The organism is Aeoliella mucimassa, assembly GCF_007748035.1.
Taxonomy (GTDB): Bacteria; Planctomycetota; Planctomycetia; order Pirellulales; family Lacipirellulaceae; genus Aeoliella; species Aeoliella mucimassa.
Window position 1 is genome coordinate 3,611,961 of record NZ_CP036278.1, and the last position, 23,618, is coordinate 3,635,578.

Genomic DNA, 23,618 nt, shown 5'->3' on the forward strand with positions numbered 1-23,618 from the left:
GTTCCGCAATCGTCCCAATTCTCTGTTAGTTCTCTTTGACGCTGAGTGCTGAATTACTGCCATGCTTTTTTTATCGCTACGCCCGTCAGTGGCATTCACCCCTGCTTAGGGACGCGACTCGTTGTTTGAGTAGCGTCCCCGGTGAATTTCCTCGCATCGCCGCCTCCGCGAGGCCAATGCCTTGCTGCGCGCTGCTGCGATCCTGCGATAACTCCATGGCAATTCCATGCACACTCCCTACACACGTTCGGGCGTGCGCCGATCGGCGCGCACCCGCATTACCCACGATCGTCGGCGGGCACGGCAGCTCAATGCCCGCGTGTTTGCTTCGCCCGATGGTCGCTTGCTGCTTGTCCGCGGCAACGTCGACTCGGGCAACATGTTTCGGCAATTGAGTCACGTCGACGATCCGTCACAGCATCCAACGAACCTCGCCAGCCTCGGCTTCCCAGCTTCGGCCTACGAAGAACTTTCGGAAGCAACGCTTGTTTCGGCTAGTCGTGCCCTCACGAACTGGCGGCGACTAGTCGACCACCAGCTCCGTAGCGGTCGCCGTAACCAGCGTCACCAGGCTGAAGCCGCCGAGGTCGAACATCTCGAACGCCGACTACATCAACTGCACACCTGGAAACGGATGGCCAACACCGCGCAGCTCACAAGCAGCTCGCCCTGGTTACTCGACGAGTCGCAACAGCGCACGCTGGCTGATATGCTCGAAGAATCCCCTAGCACGCTGCTCGAAGAGTACCAGTGGATCGCCCGCATCGTGTTCTGGCTGGCGGGCAAGTGTGCTTGCCGACGGTTTACCCAAACGCTGGCCGTGATAACGCTCGACGATCACGACACCGAACTTTGCGAGCAGCTTCGCCGTACGCTCGGCGAGCTGCACATTTGGCAAAACCGCTGCTTGACCGAGAACCGACGTGAACTACAAAACGAGCTGCAAATCTGGACGACTCAGCTTGGTCACGATCTGATTCTCCGCGCCCGCTTGGCGTTCCCGTTTAAGAAGCACACACTCTTTAGCGTGCTGCAACAGAACATCGTCCGCTGCCGACAAGCACTCCGCGAAGTCGGCGTTCGCAGCAAGCATCGCGTGGTTGCGGCCGTCGCTACGATCGTGGCCAACGATAACGCCATCGCCCCCCTCCCCCAACGCTTGCTAAGCCATTGGATTCAGAAGGACAACGAGGGCAACATTGCGTACCTGGTGAACGAGCTGATTGCGGAGAGCAAGACTCCGGGCTACGCACGCATGTTACGAGCGATGGAGACACTTCCCTCGCGGGCGTTCGAACAAATTACCTTCGTCTGCCAGCAGCTTGCCGCGCGACGGTCGCTCGACGACATTGCCTGGGCGCTGAATGTGTCGCTCGATCACTATATCTATGAGCCACGTTTCGACATCGGCCGCCTCCGCCGGTTGATCGTTACGCTCGAGTCCGCGGGGGTAACGCAAGCCAGGTCGCAACTGTACGTGTTTGTCGACAATCGCAAAACCTCTGAGCGGTACGACAGCTTATTTCAATTTGCCAACTGGGTGGCATCGCTCCCCAAGGCCGTACGAACTCCGCGAATCTGCAAGCTGATCTGGACCGTACTGCACGACTTCGTTTTCCCGGGTCTCGAAGTATTTCATCGCGAGCGCGTGCTCTACACCTGGAGCGACCAAGCGGCGGTACCGCGGGGCTTGGCAGCCGAGGCCCTGCAGGCGTGGAGCGACAAGCTGCAAGCCTTACCGCGCTCGACCGATGGCAAACCAGCCGCCTTGCTGAAGCAGGTGCGATGCGATCAGGCAGGCGATAAGCGGCAGCGCGAGCTGCACTATCTTCGCCAACTGCACGACGATGGCCTGGCCACCGAGGCCCAACTCGCGCGGCTTCATCACCTGCAACACTCACCTCAAACCAATGACACTTACGAGCGTAAAGCGTTACGGCGAGTGCAAGTGTCGGTAGTGCACGCGAGTTTGGAATTGCTGCGGGAGCAGCTTCGCACGGTCGCACAAGCATCGCTCGGCCCTCAGCTTTCCAGCCGCCTAAAGGACGAGCGACTGCGGCGCGTGATGGAATACCTCCACTGGCACAATGGGATGTGCGACGAAGAGCAACAATTGCTGGCGGAATTGCTCGCCGCCCATGAAGTGCACGGGCGGGACTACAAACGCAAGCTCACGCACAATCAGCCGTGGCTCAAGAAGGCGCGCCGCCGAGGAATCAACATCGACCACTGGCTCGCCGGCGACCACCGCTGTGTCGTGATTGCCGGCGAGAAGTACCAGCTGGAGATCTCGCACGACCCGATGGAGATCTTTCTAATGGGAACCTACTTTGGATCCTGTCTGAGCTTAGGCCGAGAGAACCAGCATTCGGTACTCGCGAACGCGGCCGACGCGAACAAGCAGGTGATCTACGTCCGCGATTCGCAAGGCCACGTGTTCGCCCGCCAGTTGATCGCAATCAATGACAAGTACGAACTACTCGGCTATCACTGTTACGTGAACGAAGAGAAGTCGACTGCAGAGCGTCGCGAGCAAACGATTGCCGCGATTGCTTCGTTCAGCGGCTCACTCGCTGCGCGGTGTGGGCTAGAACTGGGCGAAGAGGGCGAGCCTCACTCGCTCGGCCCTCACTTCTGGTACGACGACGGAGCCTACTACTGGCATGCGGCGGCGAAGACCGCGTTGTCGGCCGCTGCGAATCAAGGATCATGGTGGGAGCCAGCAAGTGTCTCAACCGCAGCGTTTGCAGAAAGCTGGCAAGCGGAACTGGCCGGCTGGCGGCTATAGATCTCTTGCACGAGAGTACCAACCATAGAAGACTCCGGCCACCAAGCATTCGCCTGGCGGCCGGAGTTCGTTAGTCATTCACCCGCGGACATACCCCGCCCGCGTGTTACTTCTTCTTTTTCTTTTTCGATCGAAGTTCCCGCAGCACCTCGCGGGCCATGTTGGAATCGATCCGCACCAACTGCTGCTGGCGAGTGTCGAATCCGATGACTCCCCCTTCGTGGCCCTTGGCGTACACAAAAGGCAAGCAGACTCCAATCACCTTGTAGAATCGTCCTGGATACTGCGGCAACACCCGCACTCGCACCGCTTCTTCGGCCTCGAGTGAAATGGCCGAAGCCCCCCACAAGTACGAGGGGAACTCCACGGTTTCGTGCAGAATGGCAACGTGATCGCCGACCTTGATGTCTTCGCCTGCAACGCGTGCGGCGACACTCGTCTCGAGGGTGTTGTTTTCTGTGACCTTCATCAATCTGGTTCTCTCAAATTAGAGCTAGGTACTTATGGCGCAATCGTTCAACGCGTGGAAACAGACAGGGTTACTCACCCGGATTCGGATTCGCCACAAGTTTTACGACAGACGCTAGCACGATAGACTCCGCTTTGAGGAACACGGTACAAACAACCTCCCACCCTGCGTTCATAGAGATGCTCGCGGGGGAAGTGATGCTTCTAACGACGTAGGACAGCGCCCCGTGGATTGGGTTCGCGCACTGGAGCTGGCTTACTGCGAGCGACTAGATTTCGATGTGCGTCACGCCGGCGACTTCGTCGAAATGGCCGATCTTCAGCAGTTCGCCCTTCGCACCGGGCATTTCGGCGACAAACGCGGGGTCGCACACCGCCACTGGAGTGGTGATCGTCAGGGTGAGCGTCGTGAGATAGGCAACCGACAGCGATAGGGTCACGAACCAAGGGAGCGAGCCGGCAGCGATGCTTAGCAGTTGATCGCGTTCAATGTGCGAGAGTTCCTGCTCCAGGCAATACTGATTGATCACCTCGTCGCGTTTCAGCGGAGAGGTCAGCTCGAGCATGTCGTCGAAGCTGCACGGCGTGGTCCGCAGCTTTTGGTAGGTTCGGGCAGCGCGGAGCGCGGTCTTGCGACGCTTGAACTCGAGCCGGGCCTGGTAGGCGTCGATCGCTTGCTGTTTGCGGCGAACATAGTAGTTCACCAGCCAACGAGGCAACGCCAGCGCGACGTTGCCACCGGCCATCACCGCCTGCGTCGCCCGCTGATACACCGCCTGCCGAGCGTACTCGGCGAACACTTCCTTCTTTACCTTGTCGATGGCGAGCAGCAAATCGTCGCGAGTAGTCAGTATCAGCTGGTCGTCGGCTTCCACGCACAGCGGCTTGAAGTAGTAGACTTTCACGCCTCGCTGCTTGCCTGGGCCAGCCAGAAACTCGTCGAGCCGCGTCTGAACGCAGGCGGGAATCTTGTCGGTGATTTTGTCGAAGTCTTTCTGCTCGGTCACGGTCACGAAGAACCGCCCCTTTGGCAAACGAATCGACGCCTGATAAAGATCGAGCTCGCGGACCTGCGTGAAGCGGTCGGCATGCTTTGCGAGCACTGCCGCCCACCGTGTATCCTGCGAAGCGAAGGGCCACGTTTCGCGGACCATCGTCTCGGCCAGTGTCGCGTGATCGTCTTTCGGCGGCACCCACAACGGCTCCGACACCCAGCGGCCAAACGGCTTGAGTTCTTGGTCCAAAGTAAACGGCCGGGCGGTCGCCGGGTCGACCTTCGAAGGTCGCACGCGTCGACTCGACTCTCGGGTGGACGACGCTTGAGTGGTAACCGGCCGGGCGATGGTGGTGGGCATCCTACGCTCCTATGCAACAAAGAAACGAACGAAAGCGATTCGACCTGGCGCTGGATAGCTTGGCAAAAAACGACAGAAACCGCTCGCCACCCCACGCCTTGCAGGCAAATGGCCAGTCAGCTTATTCGCTCTCCTCCTCAGCAAGCTTGGCAGAAAACCGCTTGCTTTCTCCAAGCTGCGCAGTCTTCCACAATCGACCTTAAACCCTCAGTTCACTTTGCACTGCGACTGATAAACCTCGTAGAGCTTGGTCGCCAGCTCGGCGATGTAAGTCCGCCCTTGCCGGCGGTCCTCCAGGGCGTCGAGCAAATGGCGGGGGATCGCTTCGACACCGAGGTAAGCCCCGCTGATCGCTCCCGCCATGGCGGCAATCGTATCGGTATCGCCCCCCAGCATGATCGCGTTCGCAATCGTCGCCCCGTACGAATCGGGCGTGAAGGCAAACGAGGCAATCGCGGTAACCACCGACGAGTTGGCTTCGATGCCATTGCCAAACTGACCGATGTCCACTGCCCGGTGGACGTCGCTCGCCCGTCGTAATGGACCGCCATACTCCAGCGACACGCAATGGTCGGCCAGCGTGTTGAGAAATACGTCGCGGTCGAGCGTGTCGGCCTGGCTCGCGAGCCCCACCGCCAGGGCTAGCACCTGGGCTCCTTCAATCCCCAGCGGATGCGTATGGGTCGGCATCGCCGACACGCCTGCTTGTTGCCAAAGCCGCTCTGGATCGTCACGAAACATCAAGCCAACCGGAGCCACCCGCATGGCGGCCCCGTTACCGAACGACCCGCCGGGAAAGTAGCTGGCCGCCAACGACCGATAGTCGTGCCCCAGCTGAATGGCCTCGATAATCACGCGGGCGCCGCGCCCGTAACCACGCTGCGGCAGGTAATTCTCGGCAAACCGGCGGCAGAGCGTCGGCTCGTCGATTTCACCCCGCTCGATCAGCGTTTCGGCAACACCGATCATCATCTGCGTGTCGTCGGTGTACCACAGCTCCCCTGGCGGTGGGTTGTCAATCAGCTCGTCGGCGGTGCGATACCGCTTGGCGATTCGCTCCGGCGCATGGCCTTCGAAGTTCGCCCCCAAGCCGTCGGCCACGGCCAAGCCCAATAGCGTTCCCGTGAATCGCGACTCGAGTGATGGCGTTTGCTGCTCCGTCATAATCTGCTGCCTTCCGCGTTGGTTGCCCCATCTCCTGTAGTTCGCACGACACCCGCTTGGTTATTTCGCCCGATCAGGGGAAGCAACTCTCCCCACTTTGCCCCTCGGCGACTACAATCCCTGCACACGATTAGAAGGTCCTCGCAGGAGCGAGGCAACACTCCCCCCCCATCGCCCACCGATCCCGCCGAAGAGGAAGTCATGGCCAAGATTTTGGCATTTGCCGGCAGCGCCCGCCGAGATTCTCACAACAAGAAACTAGTAGCCTACGCCGCGAAGCTCGCCCGTGAGCAAGGAGCCGAAGTCACGCTGGTCGACCTGCGCGACTACGAAATGCCGCTCTACGATGGCGATCTCGAAGAAGAGCATGGCTACCCCGAAGCGGCCGACAAACTGTACGAGCTGATGAAGCAGCACGACGCCCTGCTGATCGCCTGCCCTGAATACAACGGTATGATCACCCCGCTCCTCAAGAACACCATCGACTGGGTCTCGCGCCCCCGCGAGGGAGATGGCCGGCTGGCCGCCTACACGAATAAAGTGGCCGCCATCCTGAGCGCCTCGCCCGGCGCACTCGGCGGACTCCGCGGGCTAGTGCACCTGCGGACGCTGCTCAGCAACATCGGCGTGCACGTGATCCCCAGCCAAATGGCGGTGTCGGAAGCTCACAAGGTGTTTAACGAGGCTGGCGATATCACCGAGGAGTCTCTCGCCAAACCGATTACCGACACCGTGAAGCAGTTGGTGAACACCACCAATCGCCTGACCTGCGAGTAACCGGTCGAGCCAGATTGGTCGCCGCCTGGGTTTCCAACCACGAAAAGATCGACTCACCGGACTCGTGATGATGCGAGTCCGGTGAAGTCGTGGCCATATCCGAAACACTGCAAGGTGAAACGGCTGGGCTTATCGACGCGATTTCGCTGTTCCCTGAGAGTATGTGGGGATCAAAGGTCTCTAAGCAGCTCACATGCATGTAGCCAGATATCCAGCTTTTCTTCGTCCTCCCACTGCAGTCCCCCTTCTTCTGCTTCTTGACCAACTGCAGTCGATTCATCGAGGGAGCATTGCTGGCAATAAGAGACGACCCTGTCGCTTATGCACTTTCTCGCCGCACAATACTCCACACACTCAGCAACATCTTGACGCGTTAAATAGTCGTAGACAGTCAAAAACTCGCGGAGTGACATTTCTCCAAACGTCAGCGTCTGCACGATGTTCGCGCAGGTGAGGCGAGTTCCCTCCACCCGAGGATTACCGCCGCAAGTATCCTCGGTGCTGACAATTCTGCGAGTCATCAGTAAAGTCCAGAATCAGTATCGCGAGTGCCTGAAGAGCGCCAACTATCATCAATCTAGCAGCTAGCTGAGCAGGTCGAAACAGCTCTACTCCCTCACTGCAGCATGACAATCTCCCCATCTCCCCGCTGCTCCCAGTTATTGCAGCGGAGCACCTCTGCTCCATCCATCATGCGTTGAATACCTGCAGCTCGCCTTTCGCTGGTATCGCAGCGAGCATGACCGAGGGGTCGCTATTTGCTTACGGTTTGCTGTAAAAAGTAACCGTTGCGGCCCCTTAAGGTATCTTAAGGGGCCCACTGCTGGTGCTGGCCCCCTAAGGACAAGTCTGCTCGAACTACTTTTCATGGAGTTCCCTTATCATGCGTCTCTTCCGTTTATTGCTCGTAGTGGTCTGCATCGGTCTGTGGAATAGCGCGGGTGCGGAGCAGCCGGTCGAGCTGAAGTCGGGCGATCATATCGCGATCTGTGGCGATTCGATCACCGAGCAAAAGATCTACTCGGCCTACATGGAAACGTATTTCCTCGCCTGCCAGCCGGCAGCCAAGCTTCAATCGTCGCAGTTTGGCTGGGGCGGGGAGACTTCGTGGGGATTCGCCGAGCGGATGGAAAACGACGTGATTCCTTTTGAGTCGACCGTCGCCACCATGTGCTACGGCATGAACGACGGAGGCTACTCGGCCTCGAATCCTGAGCAGATCGAGAAGTACCGCGCGGCCCTCACCGAGGTGGTGCAGACCTTCAAACAGGCCGGCGTGCGTCAGATCGTGGTCGGCTCGCCTGGCCCGGTCGATTCCGATTCGTTCAAAGGGGTTTGGTTCCACCCTATCACGGCCGACGAATACAATCACACGCTGGCCGACCTGACCGCCGCGGCCCAAACGGTAGCCGAGGCCGAAGGAGTGCAATTCGCCAACCTGCATGCCGAGGGAATGCGGGTGATGCAGGCGATGAAGCAGAAATATGGCAAGGAATACTACCTATTCGGCGACGATGGCATTCACCCCCGCGAGGCGGGGCACCTACTGATGGCCCACGCCATGCTCAAGGCCCTTGGCTGCGATGGCAACATCGGCACGATCACCATCGATCTCGAAGCTGCCGAGGCCACCGCGACCGATGGCCATCAGGTGCTGAACGTGCAGGACGGAACCGTGAGCCTGAAGTCGACTCGCTACCCGTTCTGCTTCACTGGCGACCCCGCCAAACCCGAAGCCACCACTGGCGTCATCGAGTTCCTCCCCTTCAACCAGGAGCTCAATCGCCTGACGCTGGTCGTGAGCAACATTCCTGCGGACGCGAAGCAAGTGCAAGTGCAATGGGGCAAGGAAACCAAGGAGTTCACACGCGAACAACTCGCGTCCGGCATTAACCTGGCGGCCGAGTTCCTTAACAACCCCTTCTCCGAACCGTTCCACCAGGTGCACGAAGCGGTACTGCGTCAACAGCGTTACGAGACGCCAATGATGAAGGACATGCTGCACTCGATCCCCGATTGGAAACGTCAGGGCGTGGATACCGACTTCGACGCGCTGGTAAAGGAACTGGTGTCCGTCGACAAAGCCCTTCGCAAGTCGGCCGGCGAAAGCGTGGTGCCCGTCGAACACTCGATTCGCATCACTTACTAAGCGATGGCGATGAAGGCCATTGCTGCGGATATCCTCTGCTGATTCCTAAGTGCACGATCCATCTTTTACATGATGCATGCGACGCTTGCGCCTGCCTGCAAGGTTGTCGTGCGTCACTTGACTGCAATACTACCGCAGGAAAAAAGAAATGAGAGCCTAGAATCCGTACGAAGGTAGCATGCAGTCCTTTCTCACCAATTGGGGTAACGCGTCATTAACATCGCTGGGATTTTTCTGGATGGCCATGTGGGCGTTCGTGCTGGGATACATCGTGAGTAGTTGTATCCAGGTGTTTGTCACCCGCGAACGCATGAAGCAAGCGATGGGCAAGGCCGGCGCCCGCAGCGTAGGACTGGCCACGTTTTCTGGATTCATTTCGAGTTCCTGCAGCTTTGCTGCACTGGCGACTTCGAAGTCGCTGTTCAAGAAGGGAGCGGGACTCGTCCCCTCGCTCGCCTTCTTGCTGTCGTCAACGAATCTGGTAATCGAACTGGGAATCATCATTGCCATCTTTTTAAGCTGGCAATTTGTCGTCGGCGAGTATATCGGCGGCATCCTACTGATCTTACTCATGTGGGTGCTGGTGAAACTGACGCTCCCCGACTCCTGGGAAAAGCAAGCCCGGGAGCGGATGGGCGAAGACGAGGAGCAACACGAAACCGAAGACTGGAAGAAACTAATCACCAGCCGCGAAGGTTGGCAACGGGTCGCGAGTCAGTACTTCATGGAATGGGGCATGGTCTGGCGCGACGTGACGTTCGGATTCACCGTGGCCGGCATTATCAGTGCCTTTGTGCCGCAATCGTTCTTCACCACCCTGTTCGTCGGTGCCGGCGGCGACAACGATCCTGCGTTCTGGCAAGTACTGCTGCAAACCCTCGTCGGACCGCTGGCCGCCTTCCTGACCTTTATCGGCTCGATGGGCAACATCCCCCTCGCTTCGCTGCTGCTCGCCAATGGGGTGAGTTTCGCCGGCATCATGGCGTTCATCTTCAGCGACCTGGTGGTATTCCCCGTGCTCCGTATCAATGCCAAGTACTACGGCTGGACCATGGCCCTCTACATACTCGGAGTGTTCCTCGTCGCGTTGGTTGCCGCCTCGCTGCTATTACACTACGGGTTTGGACTCGCCGGCATGCTGCCCGAAGGGGGAACTCGGCAAACGGTCGAACCGATGGAACGCTTTAAGATCGACTACACGCTGTTTCTGAACGTTGCATTCCTGGTGATTACGGGAGTGCTTGTGTGGTTGAAATCGAAAGCCTCGGCCCACGCAATGCACCACGAGCACGAACAGGATGAGCACCAGCACGATGATCAGGCACAGGAACACCAAGGCCACGAGCACGAGCACGAGCACGAGCACATGTCGCAACCAAGCCTCGGCGACCGCCTGCTCACCGGCCTGGCGTACGTGTCACTCGCCTGGCTGGCCGGAGGAGCGATCGTGAGCCTGCTTGGTGGGGCAACTGGTTAGGTGACGGGGGAGTACTTGTGTTCCCCGCCCCGCGACTCTGCGTGAGACTTCAAGACTAGCTCTTCGTCAGCATCGCTAGCCTACGCCTTCGGCTGCGGGCTTAACAATTTTTTGGGGGATGCTCCACTTTTCGCTGGGAATTGGCCACCTATGGTGCTCCAATGAACAGGTATAGAGTTGTCCGTTGTCTGTGGTTCGCTGTTCGTTGTTGGAGAATGGAGTGGTTTAGCCGATTGTAAGTTCTATCGAATAACTGCATCGACGCGCAAGCGAATGTTAGCTTGCGTGGGCGTTCGCTGCTGCGCGGTTGTCAAAGCTGTTGGCTTTAGGCTGTAAGCGGTAGGCTGAGATCTTTCAGTCGCCGGAAGCTCCATCAAGATGACATATTCGCATTCCGCATTCCCCAATCCGAAATCCGCAATCCAGACTCCCCTCCCAAAAATACTTTCCCACGCATGGGAATCTATTTTGGGCAACTATTGCGGAGGTGTTGCTGTAACTACTGAAGTACCAACGACTTGCGATAAGTGCGCAGCGGGATAATAGATTCCCACTCGATGCGTTTTGGGAAATGGGGAATCTATTTGGGCTCGAAAACCCTGGTTTTGCAGAGTGAGTGCCGATTCAATTTACCCACTCGTGGGAAAATTGGGAAACAATCAGCATGGCAAGCGGAACGACCGCATGTGTGCGGCGCCGCACGGCGGGGGTTACTCGCTCTGCTGCTCTTTGGCCAGCGAATCGAGCTCTTCGAGCTTCAACCGGACGCTGCACACGTAGGGCGGCTCGCCGGGGGTCCAGTGCCCGTAAGTGGTGGTAACAAACGTCCCGTCGGGCAAGACTTCGACGCCGGGATAGGCGCAGTCGGCGCCCTTATGGTTGTCCATCAACCGCACGCGATACTGCCCTTCGCGACCGGCGACAATGTCGTCGTAGGTACCGACCCAGGCGACCCAATCCCCCTTCGTCGGGCTGTCGTGGGTTTGATCGCGAAACGAAATGAACAGCCGACCGTCAGGAGCGTACTTGCCGGTGTGGCGATCGCCGGTCAGCGCGGCTGGTAGCTCGCGCGGCTCGGTCCACGATTCCCCTTCATCATCGGAGAAAATTACATATGAGTTTCGACGACGAGAATTTTCGCGAAGCAGCACGGCCATTTGCGTTCCGTCGGGCGAGCGGATGCAGCCCGGCTCGCACAGATGCACCTTGGAATCATGCTGCACCGCGATCGGATCCGACCAGGTGAGCCCACCATCGGTCGACAACGTTTTGTAAAGCGTGAACTCCACCGGATTAGCCCGTTGACTACTTTTTGTGAAATACCGCCCGTCGTCGTGGAACATCGCCAGATAATGGCCCGGCTTGGCCAGCGGTTCGACAAAGCCCATGACTACGATGCCGCCCCAATCGCCGACTTGCTTGAGTTCGCTCCAGCTTTGGCCGTCGTCCTCCGACACCGCCAAGCGAGCGGGGTAGCGGCCCGACCACATGATGATTCGCTTGGTTCCTTCGGCGTCGACCACTCGGTGCAGGGTCGGCACCTCTTGGCTGGTGGCCCACGAACTGGGGGTCGGCAGCCGGTCCGACCAGGTGAGCCCGCCGTCGGAGCTTCGCTTGTAAACCACCGCCCCTCGGCCATGGCCTTTGGGGTACACGCACAGGATGGTCTTGCCATCTTCGAGCAACAACGTCGTCGGATGCCCCAGGTACTGACCTGGCTCCCGATCGACGATTACCTGACGCTCGGTTTGATCGGCGAGATTGATTGTCGGAATCGTATAGCCGCGTGGCTCGTCCGCTATCGAAGGATTACCGAACGAAAACAGAGCAACAGAACAGAGCAGAACCGTTAGAGAAGACCGCATGAAACATTCTCCATGGAAACAAACGAGGGCAGGCGAGTTGCCGCTGGTGGGCCGCAAGTATAACCGCGTGTTGCAGGAGAGTGAAAATCTTTCTGAATAAACCACACAATCGATCGAAACAAAAAAGCGAGTGGTCCATCGCGACGGACCACTCGCTTGCAAGAAACAAAATCAACGCACGACTGTTACATGTACTGGTTAATCACGTTCTCAAACAGCTCTTGGCGGCCGCTTTGATTCGGTGCCGCCTGGCCTTTTTCGAGCATGATTTTCTCGAGCGATTCGAGCGTGTGCTGGCCGGCTTCGATCTCCGCACCGAGTCCGCTGTTCCAGCTCGCGTAGCGATCGGCGACCATCTGCTCGAGTCGTCCATCCGCACGCATTGCGGCGGCAATCTTCAACCCCCGAGCGAAGGCATCCATCCCACCGACATGAGCATAGAACAAATCGATCGGCTCGAAGCTCTCCCGGCGCACCTTGGCGTCGAAGTTCACGCCGCCGGTCTTAAGCCCACCATACTTAAGAATCGAATGCATGCACTGCGTGGTCACGTAAATGTCGGTCGGGAACTGGTCGGTATCCCAACCGAGCAACAAGTCGCCGGTGTTGGCGTCGATCGAACCAAGCGCGCCAGCCGATCCGGCGACTTCGAGTTCGTGCTGCATGGTGTGCCCGGCCAGAGTGGCGTGGTTCGTCTCGAGGTTCAGCTTGAAGTGATCCATCAAATCGAACTGACGCAGGAAGTTCAAGCAGGCGGCCGCGTCGCTGTCGTATTGATGCTTGGTCGGTTCCTTGGGCTTCGGCTCGATGTAAAACGGCCCGGTAAAGCCGATTTGCTTCGCGTAGTCGACCGCCATGTGCAGGAAGCGGGCGAGATGTTCCTGCTCGCGTTTCAGGTCGGTATTCCACAAGCACTGGTAGCCTTCGCGACCACCCCAGAAGGTGTAGCCTTCGCCGCCGAGTTCGTGGGTGATCTCCAGCGCCTTCTTCACTTGCGCGGCCGCGTACGCGTACACTTCGGCATTGCAACTGGTTGCCGCCCCGTGCATGTAACGCGGGTTCGAGAACATGTTGGCCGTGCCCCACAACAGCTTGACGCCGGTACGCTGTTGCTCTTCCTTCATCACCGCAGCGATCGCGTCGAGATTCTTGTGCGACTCGCTCAGCGAATTGCCTTCGGGTGCGATATCGCGATCGTGGAACGCGTAATACGGGACTCCCAGTTTCTCAAAAAACTCAAACGCAACACGCACTCGGTTCTGGGCATTCTCAATCGACTCACTTCCGTCGTCCCAGGGACGTTGCATGGTCGGTGCGCCGAACGGGTCGGCACCTGTGGCGCGGAACGTGTGCCAGTACACCACACTAAAACGCAGGTGCTCGCGCATCGTGCGGCCTTCGATCACTTCGTCGGCATTGTAGTGACGGAACGCCAGCGGGTTCAGGCTGTCGGGACCTTCGTAAGCGATCGATTCGATCTCAGGAAAAGCAGTCATGGCTACTCACGGTGGTTAGAAAGCGTGCGAAGAGGGCAGTTGAGCCGCTCGGGACGCACCCGGGCGGTTCGATTGACTTTCTACCAATGTACGGCCTGCCGCTTGCGAGCAATAGACCCGCTAGTGCTCGTGCTATGGGTCGGGAGTCGCGGGCTCGTGCACCAACCAGGCGACGATCTTGCTACCCAGCCCTGCTTTCCAAAAGCTCAACATCACCGCAGCCAGCAAAACCGCGCATCCCCCCGCGTACCAGACGAGCCCTTGCCGCAGCTTTTCGTTCTCGATCTCCAGCAGCATCCCCCGACTCGCGCAAGCCAAGAGCAACAGGGCCAACCACCCAATCGGCAACAACTGCCACCGGATGCGCGTGACCATCAGGTAGGCGATGCCGAGGACCAACATGCCCGCCAGCAGCCACTCCACGGTATGCGACAAACTGGCGACCCAAGGTGGAGGAGGATCGAGCACCACCACGCTACCCGCCAAGGCCAGCAGTATTGGCCCGATCAGTCGCAAGAGCTTTGCAAACAGATCGCGGCACACGAGCGGCAACATCAAACTCCACGCCGACCAAAGCACCACCCCGCGCCAGCCTTGCTGCTCGCTCACCCAGCGTTGCTCGAACGAAGTTGCCAGCAACACCAAGGCCAAGGCCCCCGCGGCCGACAGCAGCAGCGAGTTGGCTTTCCAGAGGCCGAATGCGATGAGCGCGACGAACACAAGCATCAAGAACCACCATTGCGGAACATGAAGTTGGTGGAACGTGAGGGTCTCGGCATCCAAGCAGGCCAGGAACAAGAGACTCGCCATGGCCAAGATGCGGGCGCCGGAGGCTCGGCGGAGCATCGCAACCAGGGCGATCGCAGCGATGCAAATGGCGGTAAGCAACGGAGGAGCTGCCAAGGCATGCTGCAAATGACGCAGCGACAACGCCTGCGCAGGCGAAACTTGCGTTGGAAACGACAGCAGTGCGATGCATGGCAGCATCAGCAGCGCGGCGCGTTGCAGGCCGATCCGACGGTGCACCAGCCCGAACTCGAGCAACAGCACCGCGATCGCCAGCAGCACCGGCACCAGAAAGTAGGGATGAAACGCGGGAGACAGGCCGCGTGCGTCGGTGAACGACACGCTGAGCATCCACAACCGCACCGCCAGGGCGAGCCCCATCATCACGAAGATCGACCACGGGTAGTAAGGCCAGAGCCATGGCGTTCCGTGTCGGTTATCGGCCAGCGTCTTGCAGCGAATCGCGGGCAACAACAGCAGCAGCGAAACCGCCGAGGCACCGCTAAACGCAAGCACTCCGACGCACATTTGGTCTTCGTGGCCATCAATCGACAACCGCCCGAGCACCGCGGGGAATGCAAACAGCAAGGCCAACTGCACATAGAACGGGCCGCGATAGATCAGCGGCAAGCGAATCCGCAGTCCCGCGAGTACTCCCTCGACCACCACCGCGCAGAACACAAAGGCAACGAGCAACCACTGCCCGCCGGATGTTGGGTTATTCAGACACAGCAGGTCATAGCTGGTGGAGATGGCCATGAACATGAGCAACACCACCAGCAGAATGGTGCGAGCATCTTCCCACATTCGACCGAACCGCACGACCAACCACCCCGAGGCGGCCAACATCAATACGTAGGCAAACAACAACGAGGTTTTGAGACTACTAACCTGCAATCCTCCATCGGACGATGCGTGGTGGATGCCGTACAGAACGAGCGCAGCACTAACAAGATAGAGCGGATTATGCGGATACACCCGGCACAACCACCCCGCAGCAGATCGAGACTGCATAGCGATATTCCTCGAGTTACAGCAGTTCCATCCCCTGCTGGCTCGCTGAATGGTTTGCCAGCCTGGGGATTGGTTATTGCAACACGAGAGAACTTTTTTCGCTTATTTGCTCGATTCGTCAGTCGATTCGGTGACCGGCTGCGTGGGGCGAATCAGCAATTCAGGGTGGTCGATCATCATGTAGTGCCCGTGATCGGCAGTGACAATCAGTACCGATTCTTCCCAACTACTGTTCTTCTCGACCCAGTCGGTAATCACTTTCACCGCAGCGTCACCAGAGTTCACGGCGCCGATCGAGTTGTCGATGTTGTTGTCGTGGTTTGCCCAGTCGACGTCGCCCGCTTCCACCATCATCCAGAATGGCTTGTCGGTGGCCTCCAACACGGCGAGAGCAGCGGTGGTCATTTCGGCCAGCTTGGGATTCTCCTGCACATCGCCCTCGCTGTATTCGATCGGCCCGCCGCTCACGCCTGGCGCGGGGTCGTAAGCTCCGTCGGCCGAGGCGTAAGGCAGGTGGCCATCGTTCGAACCGCCGAAGCCGTAGACGCCGTAGAAACCAAAGAGGCGAGTCTTGTTCTCAATCGCCTTGTTTACCGCAGCGGTCAGCGTGTCTTTGCCGGCGACCCCTTCGGTGCGGAGGGCCACCGAGTAATTACCACCATGATCCATATCGATTGCTTTAAGATCCTGGTCGGTCAGGTACTTGTTACCAACCACGAAATTCTCGCCTTGGCCACGGTCGCTATCGGTATCGACGCCAAAGCCGGCGCCGATCAATACATCGACTCCCTGAAGGGCTTGCTCGGGATGGCTAACCGAAGGAAGTCCCAGCAAGTCGCGGGTGATGTCTTGGTAATCGTTACGACTCACGTTGTGAGAGTAGGTAGCCGCAGGGGTCGCATGGCTGATTGGCACGCTGGTGACAACCCCGATCTTATAGCCGGCAGCCTGAGCAAGGTGGGCTACACTCGGTTGGGGGCGACCTTCGTAAGTAACACCGATTGCTCCGTTGTACGACTTAACGCCGCAGTTCATGCTCGTGGCCGAAGTTGCCGAGTCGGTATAGGCATGACGCACCAGGGCGTCGCGCGGACCGGCAATCAGGTACTCGGGCACGGTCGCAAGACTCCACGGGTAGCGACCAGCAATCTGGGCGTTGTATCCGCCTGGCAACCCGCTGCCGGGATTCTTTACGCGTTGCGAGTTGACATCCACCTGCGCTCCATCGCGATAGGGGCTCGTGACCATCCAACCGTACTGGGTGGTTCCCCCCGCCTGATACTCTTGAAAGTGAGTGCCGGTGCCTCGACCTTCGTCGTAGCTCACCTTTTGCTCGTTGTAGATCGCAGCGATGCGAGTGGTCGGCCAGTCCATGCCATCGAACACAACAAGAAACACATGCTTCTTGCCCGCTTCGACCGCGGCGAGTTCGAGATCAAAGATATTGGTTTGATCCATGTAGGTCGCTTCGCTATCGAGCGAAGTTTGCACATCGCTCTGATAGAGATGCTGAACCTTCTGAGGGTCGCGGTACGGGCTGTTCTCGCCGGTGTAGCTATCGAGGTCGATTCCTTCGCCGGCTCCCTTGGTGCCAAATGCGTAGACGGGAATCAAGCGATTGCTATGCGATGTCCACGAACTGTAACGACTGCTGTCGACTCCCCAATGCACTGCGTCGCAGTGCTTGGTTTCGATGGCTTGAGTTTGCATGTCGCGAATCTCGTCGGCTTCGACGAACGCGGCAGAAAGCACACAACTGGCAAGACAAAACAGACGAATCAACATGGCTATTCAATACCCTGGGATGCAAATATATCCTGCAAAACAAGCAATTAGACCGGAGCGATCTGCGAATCGCAAGGCTCCAGGATAGACGAAATAGCAGCCGTGCGGGGGTATTTCGCACATTACCGAAGGCAAATCTAAGTCCCTCGCCGCTGACGCTGGCACCACATCTAACCCCTACCCGAAATTGTAGGTTCCTAATTCACACCTATCGAGGCGACATATCTCTTTGCTTCACCATTTGCTTTACCCGGAAGATCCGGCACAACCGCATCGGCGATCACGAGAAGTGACTCGCGGGAAACTTGCGGGTCGGTACCGTGAAAACCTGGAAAGTCTCCAGCATGCGATCCCGATAAGGACCTGCCCCAAGTCGGTGCGGCCCCTCAAGGTAACCACCGACATATTCCCTCATCAGGGGGACAGCGTCGGTTCAAAACCAGATGGTGAAGCCAACCACACGTCGAGGGATAGAGGTTGCTCACAGCCAGCAGATAGACGGCCCCTGAAAGCCGGCTGACAATTGAATCGCCTGCACCCAAGGCCTAGACTTGGAAAAGCTAGCCGATTTTTAAAGGACTCAGACTCTCCAAAGACCATAGAAGGAGTTATCGTATGCCAGCTAGTCCCGAAGTACTCGCCGACTTGCAGACCGCCCTCTCGATGGAACTGACCGCCGCCCACCAGTACCAACTGCATGGCAGCGTGCTCGACGATTGGGGCATCGACCGCCTCGCTGCCCAAATGGGCGAAGAAATGACCGAAGAGCTCGGCCACTCCAAGGCGTTTCTCGATCGCATTTTGTTCCTCAAAGGCACGCCTGAACTCACCATGCAGAAGACGCCAGTGGTGGCGAAGTCGCTGGCCGAGATGTTCAAGCTCGACCTCGAAGACGAAAAGGAAGCGATCTGCTTTTACACAGGCGCCGCCAAGAAAGCTTACGAAGCTGGCGACATCGGCTCGCGCAGCCTGTTCGAAAAAATCGTGCTCGACGAAGAAGGGCACATGGGGTGGCTCGAGCTGCAACTCGACTTGCTCGAACGCATGGGCGAGCCTGCCTACATTGCCAAGCACATGTCGGCTCCCACCGAAGGTGGCGAAGCCTAGCAGCACCCAGAGCGACCATCGCGCGATGGTCGCCCTCCGACGCACTGCACCTCGCCTGCTGAGTGCCAGCCTTAGGCACTCGGCAGCGTGGGGGTGTCGTCGTCCACTGGCAACTTACGGAAGACCAGAGCGAACATAATCCATGCCCAACCGCTCATCATCAGGTCGATGCCGACCAATAGTCCAATGACCCACAGGGCCGACTCGGGGAACTGACGCCAGATGATCAGCCCGAGCAGCACGGTGACTGCTCCATTCAATAACGTCCATCCCCAGCCAGGGAAACGTTCTTTCAGCGCTACTACGATCCGGATGATTCCTGCGGCCAAGAAGAAGGCCGCCATCAGCAGCGTGAGCCCAGCAGCGCCTTTGCCGGGATTCTCAAGCACAAAGAAACCGGTAACCGAGTAGAGGATGCCCACCAACAAATGGAGCAGCACGCCTTCCCAACCTCGGCAATGGAACGCACTGACGATCTGCGCCACACCGGCTACGATCATGAGAATACCAAGCAACGATACAACCCCTACGGTCGCCAGTAGCGGCGTAGCAATCGCGGCCACTCCACCTAGCACCAGCACCACCCCGAGAATCAATAGCCATAGCCATGAGTCACGCAGGGCCTTTGCTTCGTTTAAGAGTTCCTGATTCATCGCTCCCCTCCCAGCTTCAGTGGTTCAAGTGATCGTTACACTTTGGCAAACGTAGCACGCGATTTACCCTACAAGTCTATCACAGCTGCTACCACGTCCAAGTAAGTAACCATGGCAAGATAGGCCAAAAGGCCAAACTTCGGCCAAATAAAATGAAGCGACTGGACAACTCGGAGTTGCGCATTTCGCAACAACTCATGAGATCTTGTGGCCACTCCTCTGAGCTGCTTCCGATTTCGCTTTCTCGGCCTTCGAGATGACCCGCATCACGCTAAGAAAGCACATCGCACCCATGATTGCTCCACCCGTGCGAATGGTAGCCCACGCGCTACGATAACCTTCTTCCCCTAATGATTTGATAGTTGGTGCCGTATCCGTATGCGCGATGAAATACGAAAACACTGCGCCCCCAGTGGCCATCGATGTCATCAGTAACAGAACGTGACCAAATTTAAAGCGCATCGTTAATTGCCTTAAGTGAGTGATCGGTTCTAAGGAAATCGATTACTGGGTGAATCGGGATAGTCGTTGCAGTAGCGGAACCGGTAAACGCCGGGCGCATTGGTCGGTTGGTCCTGATAGTCGACGCTTTGCTCGTTAAACCACACCCGAAAACCACGTGTCGTATCGGGATTGTGGGACACGACGAGCGACAAATGGTCCGACTCCACAAAGACCTCTTGAATCTCAGTGATCTTAAATACCTCAGGCAGCTTTGCACTGGGAACTCGGCTCCCAGCATCGCAATCTCGAAATACGGCTTCGACCGCTCCCTGCAGCTCCGCCTGATGGGCCAATAAGTGATCTTCGATTCGATCCATCACACCGTTGCGAAAGTGCAGTGAAACTAGCACCAGGCTGGCAGCCAACAAGCCGCCAAAGCAGATTGCGATCAGAAGCTTCAACAACTTTCGAAGCTTATTGCTCATGGGCTTGTTTAATTCTGATGTGCAGGGGGTCGTCGAACATCCTGAGGACCTGGGAATCGGCTGGTACAGTTCTGCTCCAGATGTCTCTGGTTCCACTATCGATTGACCCTGACTCCTTGTCCAGCACCGACATGCGGCGAACAGCACGCCTGTTTAGGTGACAGATTTCTTTCACGTATATGATTGACATCTCTCATCTTGCAAGCAATACTTATCTTCAGCTTGGAACATTCCTACTCATTGCTTCGCACCGATGGTGACTGAACGCCGGACAAAACTGCTTGAGATCGTCCGCCGGCAAGGGTTTGCCTCCCTTCCCGACTTGGCGGAGACGCTCGACGTTTCGGAGTCCACCGTGCGGCGTGATCTCGATTATCTCGAGAAAACAGGCATGGCCCGGCGCACCCATGGTGGGGCGTTTTACGCGGGGCCCAAGCCGCAGCTAGCTCACTTCCAGAGCCGTCAGGAAGCACAGTGGGGCAAAAAGCGGGCGATTGCTCGCGTAGCGGCCTCCCTGATCGGGGGGGTCGATACCCTGCTGCTCGACGGGGGGAGCACCACCTACGAGCTCGCTCGCCTGATGACCGGCACGCCGATGCAGGTGGTCACCAACTCACTTCCGGTGGCCAATCTGTTCAGTTCCCGGCCTGAGGTCGGGCTGATCGTCGTGGGCGGCTACCTGCAAAGTACTTCCGGTGTGCTTTTAGGCACGTACGCCGAGCAGATGCTAAGTTCCCTTAGGGTTCGGACGGCCGTAATCAGCGCTGCCGGAGTGACCGATACCGGGCTCTACAACAGCAATCACATGACCGCTACGACGCAGCAAGCGATGATTCGGGCGGCGGATCAGGTGATTCTGGTGGCCGATAGCACCAAATTCGGGCACCAGAGCATTGCTAAGGTGTGCGACCTCCATGAAATCGATCACGTGGTAGTCGACAGCCAGGTGGAAGAATCCTGGCAGAAAACTATCACATCGGCCGGCGTCCAGCTATCACTGGCTGACGAGCTGGCGGCCGACAGTCATCCCGTCACCGACGGCCGCGCTGCGACGCAGGCCGATTCCTCTCTATAGAACCTACGCCGATGAGCACCGCCACCCTCCCCCGCAGCGAAGTCGAGCGTATCGTCCGCGAGATCGTTCAACGCCAATTTTCGTTTCCTCCTTCGTGTGGTTGCGACAAGGTGTCGACCGGCGCCGCGGTGGAACCCAACCTGGTGGTGAGTGTTTCGGCCCGCCATGTCCACCTGACCGACGAGCACGTTGAAACTCTGTTCGGCCCTGGGCACACGCTGACGCCGGCCAAGGACCTGTACCAGGATGGCTTCTTCGCTGCCGAAGAAACCGTGATGGTGGTCGGCCCCCGCCGGCGGATGCTTCCGAGTGTCCGCGTGCTGGGCCCTACCCGATCGTTCAGCCAAGTGGAACTCGCGTTTACCGATGGCATCTCCCTGGGCATTAACTTGCCTGTGCGGGCGAGCGGCAAGATCGAAGGAACTCCCGGCTGCGTGCTGGTCGGCCCCGCGGGGGTGGTTGAGTTGCCCGAGGGGGTGATTCGCGCCGAACGCCATGTGCATATGAATCAGCGCGACGCCGAGTTCTACGGCGTCAAGAATGGCGACCGCATGAACCTGCGAATTGAATCGTCGTGCTCCATGCTGCTGGAAGACCTGCTGGTTCGCGCCGACGACACCAGCAAACTGGAAGTGCACATCGATACCGACGAAGGCAACGCGGCCGACCTGGACCATGCCATGAGTGTGAAACTCGAAAAGCAAGAACCTTGCAGTTGCCAGTCGAAGCATTAAGCAGTTTGATTTCGAGGCTCGCTGACTCACCACAGAGTCACCCGCCATGTTGAATACGTGTTTTATTGAACCAACCAAGCAACCTTTTTCCTTTTTCAAACGAGGACAACAACGATGGCTAAAACAGTGGAAGCGCTCGGCATGATCGAGACCAAGGGCTTCGTGCCGTTGGTCGAGGCAACCGACGCAATGCTCAAGGCAGCAAACGTCAGCTTCATGTCGTGGGATAAAGTCGGCGCCGGCCTGGCTGCCGTGTTCGTTACCGGCGATGTCGCTGCGGTGAAAGCTGCTACCGACGCTGGTGCGACCGCTGCGGGACGCATTGGCGAAGTCGTCAGCGTGCAGGTGATTCCCCGCCCGCATGAAGACGTCGACAACGTTCTGAAGAAGAAGCCGGCAGCCAAGAGCTAACCAGAACCAACCACCACTAAGAATACACCTCATAAATTGACTGAAAGGTCTACCATGCAACAAGCTATTGGACTCGTTGAAACAAAGGGGCTCGTTCCGTTGGTCGAAGCGACCGACGCCATGGCCAAGGCAGCCAACGTAACGGTTGAAAAGCGCGTCGACCTCGGCGGTGGCCTGGTCACCACGGTTGTCAGCGGCGACGTTGGTAGCGTGCGTGCTGCTGTCGAAGCTGGTGCGGCTGCTGCCAGCCAGGTTGGCGAGTTGATTTCGAGCCATATTATTGCCCGTCCTTCGGATGGTGTGATTTCGGCTTACTTCAGCTAATCAGTAGTAACTGCGGACAAGGAACTCACTCCCTCTCACAGGCGCAAGAACCATGAAGGTTTTAATCGCGAACTTAGGCTCCACCAGCTTTAAGTATCGTTTGTTCGACATGGACGACGAGCGCCAACTTGCACGCGGTGGTGTGGAACGCATCGGCGCGGAGCAAAGTTCGGCCTTTGTAGAGATCGATGGCACACGTCGCGATTTGACGATCGTGGCCCCCGACCATGCCGTGGCGGTTGAGCAATGTTTGGCTCAACTCACGGATGCCGAACAAGGTTGCCTGGCCTCGGCCGACGAGGTTACCGCGATTGGATTCAAAGCGGTACACGGCGGTCGAGTGGGTGGAGTGCGACGCGTGGATAACGATGTGCTGGTGGCCATGGAGGATGTGGCCACCGTCGCACCGGCTCACAACCCGCCGTACATTGCGGCCATGCGGCAGATGAACGAAGCACTGCCGCATATCCCCCTGGTGGCGGCTTTTGAGACTGGTTTCCACGAGACCATCCCTCCGCGATTGAAACACTATGCGGTTCCGACCGAATGGGCGGACCAATACGGCATCAAGCGATATGGCTTTCACGGCGCGAGTCATCGCTACGTGGCCGGCCGTGTCGCGGAACTGACCGGCAACCATGAGCTGCGAGTGATTTCGTGCCACTTGGGTGGTTCGAGCAGTGTGTGTGCCATTCGCCACGGCGAGAGTGTCGCCACGTCGATGGGCATGAGTCCGCAATCGGGATTGCCACAGAACAATCGGGTAGGCGACTTCGACCCGTTTGCTCTGCCAACCTTGATGGAACGCACCGATACCACCCTGCCGGCGGCCTTGGAACTGCTGGCCAACCAGTGTGGACTGCAAGGCCTTTCCGGCACGAGCGGCGACGTTCGCGACTTGGCCACTGCGGCCGAGGCAGGCGACCAGCGGGCTCAACTGGCGATCGATGTCTATACCACGAGCGTTCGGCATTACATCGGCGCTTACCTGGTGGAACTCGGCGGAGCCGATGTGCTGGCCTTTGCCGGCGGCATTGGTGAGAACGGGCACGACATCCGTCGCGCGGTCTGCCAGAACCTGAGCGAGTTGGGCATCGTGCTCGACGAAGCGAAGAACGCCGAAGCAAGAAGCGAAGGCTCGATTCATGCCGAGGGAAGTCGCACGCAAATCTGGATTGTTCCGACCAACGAAGAATTGATAGTCGCTCGGCAGGTGCGTGACCTGCTCGGGCAAGTTTAAAGCAAACTCCATTGAGGCTCC

Annotated in this window: 20 protein-coding genes; 10 read left to right on the forward strand and 10 right to left on the reverse strand. The window is 58.2% G+C overall.

The window, feature by feature from the left end; genetic code table 11:
• Positions 1-226 precede the first annotated feature (226 nt).
• Complete coding sequence (locus Pan181_RS14220; protein WP_145247464.1) at positions 227-2,788, forward strand: hypothetical protein; 2,562 nt, start codon at positions 227-229, stop codon at positions 2,786-2,788.
• 106 nt (positions 2,789-2,894) lie between these two features.
• On the opposite strand, the gene Pan181_RS14225 is transcribed toward Pan181_RS14220, so the two are convergent.
• From Pan181_RS14225 to Pan181_RS14235, 3 genes are all read right to left on the reverse strand, one after another.
• Positions 2,895-3,257, reverse strand: a complete 363-nt coding sequence (locus Pan181_RS14225) for a hypothetical protein (protein WP_145247466.1) — start codon at positions 3,255-3,257, stop codon at positions 2,895-2,897.
• A gap of 268 nt (positions 3,258-3,525) precedes the next feature.
• Entirely contained in the window at positions 3,526-4,611 is a 1,086-nt protein-coding gene (locus Pan181_RS14230) for a hypothetical protein (protein ID WP_145247468.1), read from the reverse strand.
• 207 nt (positions 4,612-4,818) lie between these two features.
• The gene (locus Pan181_RS14235; RefSeq protein WP_145247470.1) at positions 4,819-5,775 is read right to left on the reverse strand and encodes an ADP-ribosylglycohydrolase family protein; all 957 of its coding nucleotides are present in this window, start codon (positions 5,773-5,775) and stop codon (positions 4,819-4,821) included.
• Between the two features lie 201 nt (positions 5,776-5,976).
• Here Pan181_RS14235 and Pan181_RS14240 point away from each other — a divergent pair, with 201 nt between their 5' ends.
• Entirely contained in the window at positions 5,977-6,552 is a 576-nt protein-coding gene (locus Pan181_RS14240; RefSeq protein WP_145247472.1) for an NADPH-dependent FMN reductase, read from the forward strand.
• 170 nt (positions 6,553-6,722) lie between these two features.
• Here Pan181_RS14240 and Pan181_RS14245 read toward each other — a convergent pair whose 3' ends face one another.
• Positions 6,723-7,073 carry a DUF433 domain-containing protein gene (locus tag Pan181_RS14245; protein ID WP_145247474.1) on the reverse strand — a complete coding sequence of 117 codons (351 nt, stop codon included), beginning with the start codon at positions 7,071-7,073 and terminating at the stop codon, positions 6,723-6,725.
• 362 nt (positions 7,074-7,435) lie between these two features.
• Between Pan181_RS14245 and Pan181_RS14250 the strand changes: the two genes are divergently transcribed.
• Positions 7,436-8,701 (forward strand): SGNH/GDSL hydrolase family protein, encoded by a 1,266-nt coding sequence (locus tag Pan181_RS14250; RefSeq protein WP_145247476.1) that lies wholly within the window; start codon positions 7,436-7,438, stop codon positions 8,699-8,701.
• Between the two features lie 178 nt (positions 8,702-8,879).
• The gene (locus Pan181_RS14255; protein WP_145247478.1) at positions 8,880-10,178 is read left to right on the forward strand and encodes a permease; all 1,299 of its coding nucleotides are present in this window, start codon (positions 8,880-8,882) and stop codon (positions 10,176-10,178) included.
• Positions 10,179-10,888: 710 nt separating this feature from the next.
• Here the strand turns inward: Pan181_RS14255 and Pan181_RS14260 are convergent.
• The 4 genes from Pan181_RS14260 to Pan181_RS14275 all read right to left on the reverse strand — a co-directional run bounded on the left by Pan181_RS14260 (position 10,889) and on the right by Pan181_RS14275 (position 17,124).
• Positions 10,889-12,043 carry a sialidase family protein gene (locus tag Pan181_RS14260; protein ID WP_145247480.1) on the reverse strand — a complete coding sequence of 385 codons (1,155 nt, stop codon included), beginning with the start codon at positions 12,041-12,043 and terminating at the stop codon, positions 10,889-10,891.
• A 185-nt stretch (positions 12,044-12,228) separates the two neighbouring features.
• Positions 12,229-13,539 (reverse strand): xylose isomerase, encoded by a 1,311-nt coding sequence (gene xylA / locus Pan181_RS14265; protein ID WP_145247482.1) that lies wholly within the window; start codon positions 13,537-13,539, stop codon positions 12,229-12,231.
• Between the two features lie 132 nt (positions 13,540-13,671).
• A complete protein-coding gene (locus Pan181_RS14270; RefSeq protein WP_145247484.1) occupies positions 13,672-15,339 on the reverse strand; it encodes a hypothetical protein in 1,668 nt (555 codons plus the stop codon).
• A gap of 102 nt (positions 15,340-15,441) precedes the next feature.
• Complete coding sequence (locus tag Pan181_RS14275) at positions 15,442-17,124, reverse strand: alkaline phosphatase (protein WP_145247486.1); 1,683 nt, start codon at positions 17,122-17,124, stop codon at positions 15,442-15,444.
• 615 nt (positions 17,125-17,739) lie between these two features.
• Here Pan181_RS14275 and Pan181_RS14280 point away from each other — a divergent pair.
• A complete protein-coding gene (locus Pan181_RS14280; protein ID WP_145247488.1) occupies positions 17,740-18,231 on the forward strand; it encodes a bacterioferritin in 492 nt (163 codons plus the stop codon).
• A gap of 71 nt (positions 18,232-18,302) precedes the next feature.
• Here the strand turns inward: Pan181_RS14280 and Pan181_RS14285 are convergent, their stop codons facing one another.
• The gene (locus tag Pan181_RS14285) at positions 18,303-18,884 is read right to left on the reverse strand and encodes an HdeD family acid-resistance protein (RefSeq protein ID WP_145247490.1); all 582 of its coding nucleotides are present in this window, start codon (positions 18,882-18,884) and stop codon (positions 18,303-18,305) included.
• A gap of 491 nt (positions 18,885-19,375) precedes the next feature.
• Positions 19,376-19,813, reverse strand: a complete 438-nt coding sequence (locus Pan181_RS14290) for a hypothetical protein (protein ID WP_145247492.1) — start codon at positions 19,811-19,813, stop codon at positions 19,376-19,378.
• A gap of 253 nt (positions 19,814-20,066) precedes the next feature.
• Between Pan181_RS14290 and Pan181_RS14295 the strand changes: the two genes are divergently transcribed.
• The 5 genes from Pan181_RS14295 to Pan181_RS14315 all read left to right on the forward strand — a co-directional run bounded on the left by Pan181_RS14295 (position 20,067) and on the right by Pan181_RS14315 (position 23,597).
• A complete protein-coding gene (locus Pan181_RS14295; RefSeq protein WP_145247494.1) occupies positions 20,067-20,888 on the forward strand; it encodes a DeoR/GlpR family DNA-binding transcription regulator in 822 nt (273 codons plus the stop codon).
• 11 nt (positions 20,889-20,899) lie between these two features.
• Positions 20,900-21,622, forward strand: coding sequence for a phosphate propanoyltransferase (gene pduL, locus Pan181_RS14300; protein WP_145247496.1), 723 nt, complete (start codon positions 20,900-20,902; stop codon positions 21,620-21,622).
• A 114-nt stretch (positions 21,623-21,736) separates the two neighbouring features.
• The gene (locus Pan181_RS14305; RefSeq protein ID WP_145247498.1) at positions 21,737-22,033 is read left to right on the forward strand and encodes a BMC domain-containing protein; all 297 of its coding nucleotides are present in this window, start codon (positions 21,737-21,739) and stop codon (positions 22,031-22,033) included.
• Between the two features lie 54 nt (positions 22,034-22,087).
• Positions 22,088-22,357: a BMC domain-containing protein gene (locus Pan181_RS14310; protein WP_145247500.1), complete on the forward strand. Its 270-nt coding sequence runs from the start codon at positions 22,088-22,090 to the stop codon at positions 22,355-22,357.
• Between the two features lie 52 nt (positions 22,358-22,409).
• On the forward strand, positions 22,410-23,597 hold the full coding sequence (locus tag Pan181_RS14315; protein WP_145247502.1) for an acetate/propionate family kinase: 1,188 nt from the start codon (positions 22,410-22,412) through the stop codon (positions 23,595-23,597).
• Positions 23,598-23,618: the final 21 nt, after the last annotated feature.

Bases quoted from the DNA above. Each gene is read 5' to 3' on its own strand.
- Pan181_RS14230 (WP_145247468.1), bottom strand. From the start codon at position 4,611: ATGCCCACCACCATCGCCCGGCCGGTTACCACTCAAGCGTCGTCCACC.
- Pan181_RS14260 (WP_145247480.1), bottom strand. From the start codon at position 12,043: ATGCGGTCTTCTCTAACGGTTCTGCTCTGTTCTGTTGCTCTGTTTTCG.
- Pan181_RS14225 (WP_145247466.1), bottom strand. From the start codon at position 3,257: ATGAAGGTCACAGAAAACAACACCCTCGAGACGAGTGTCGCCGCACGC.
- Pan181_RS14270 (WP_145247484.1), bottom strand. From the start codon at position 15,339: ATGCAGTCTCGATCTGCTGCGGGGTGGTTGTGCCGGGTGTATCCGCAT.
- xylA (WP_145247482.1), bottom strand. From the start codon at position 13,539: ATGACTGCTTTTCCTGAGATCGAATCGATCGCTTACGAAGGTCCCGAC.
- Pan181_RS14240 (WP_145247472.1), top strand. From the start codon at position 5,977: ATGGCCAAGATTTTGGCATTTGCCGGCAGCGCCCGCCGAGATTCTCAC.
- Pan181_RS14245 (WP_145247474.1), bottom strand. From the start codon at position 7,073: ATGACTCGCAGAATTGTCAGCACCGAGGATACTTGCGGCGGTAATCCT.
- Pan181_RS14305 (WP_145247498.1), top strand. From the start codon at position 21,737: ATGGCTAAAACAGTGGAAGCGCTCGGCATGATCGAGACCAAGGGCTTC.
- Pan181_RS14255 (WP_145247478.1), top strand. From the start codon at position 8,880: ATGCAGTCCTTTCTCACCAATTGGGGTAACGCGTCATTAACATCGCTG.
- Pan181_RS14285 (WP_145247490.1), bottom strand. From the start codon at position 18,884: ATGAATCAGGAACTCTTAAACGAAGCAAAGGCCCTGCGTGACTCATGG.
- Pan181_RS14275 (WP_145247486.1), bottom strand. From the start codon at position 17,124: ATGTTGATTCGTCTGTTTTGTCTTGCCAGTTGTGTGCTTTCTGCCGCG.
- Pan181_RS14250 (WP_145247476.1), top strand. From the start codon at position 7,436: ATGCGTCTCTTCCGTTTATTGCTCGTAGTGGTCTGCATCGGTCTGTGG.
- Pan181_RS14295 (WP_145247494.1), top strand. From the start codon at position 20,067: ATGGTGACTGAACGCCGGACAAAACTGCTTGAGATCGTCCGCCGGCAA.
- Pan181_RS14235 (WP_145247470.1), bottom strand. From the start codon at position 5,775: ATGACGGAGCAGCAAACGCCATCACTCGAGTCGCGATTCACGGGAACG.
- Pan181_RS14310 (WP_145247500.1), top strand. From the start codon at position 22,088: ATGCAACAAGCTATTGGACTCGTTGAAACAAAGGGGCTCGTTCCGTTG.
- Pan181_RS14315 (WP_145247502.1), top strand. From the start codon at position 22,410: ATGAAGGTTTTAATCGCGAACTTAGGCTCCACCAGCTTTAAGTATCGT.
- Pan181_RS14280 (WP_145247488.1), top strand. From the start codon at position 17,740: ATGCCAGCTAGTCCCGAAGTACTCGCCGACTTGCAGACCGCCCTCTCG.
- Pan181_RS14290 (WP_145247492.1), bottom strand. From the start codon at position 19,813: ATGAGCAATAAGCTTCGAAAGTTGTTGAAGCTTCTGATCGCAATCTGC.
- pduL (WP_145247496.1), top strand. From the start codon at position 20,900: ATGAGCACCGCCACCCTCCCCCGCAGCGAAGTCGAGCGTATCGTCCGC.
- Pan181_RS14220 (WP_145247464.1), top strand. From the start codon at position 227: ATGCACACTCCCTACACACGTTCGGGCGTGCGCCGATCGGCGCGCACC.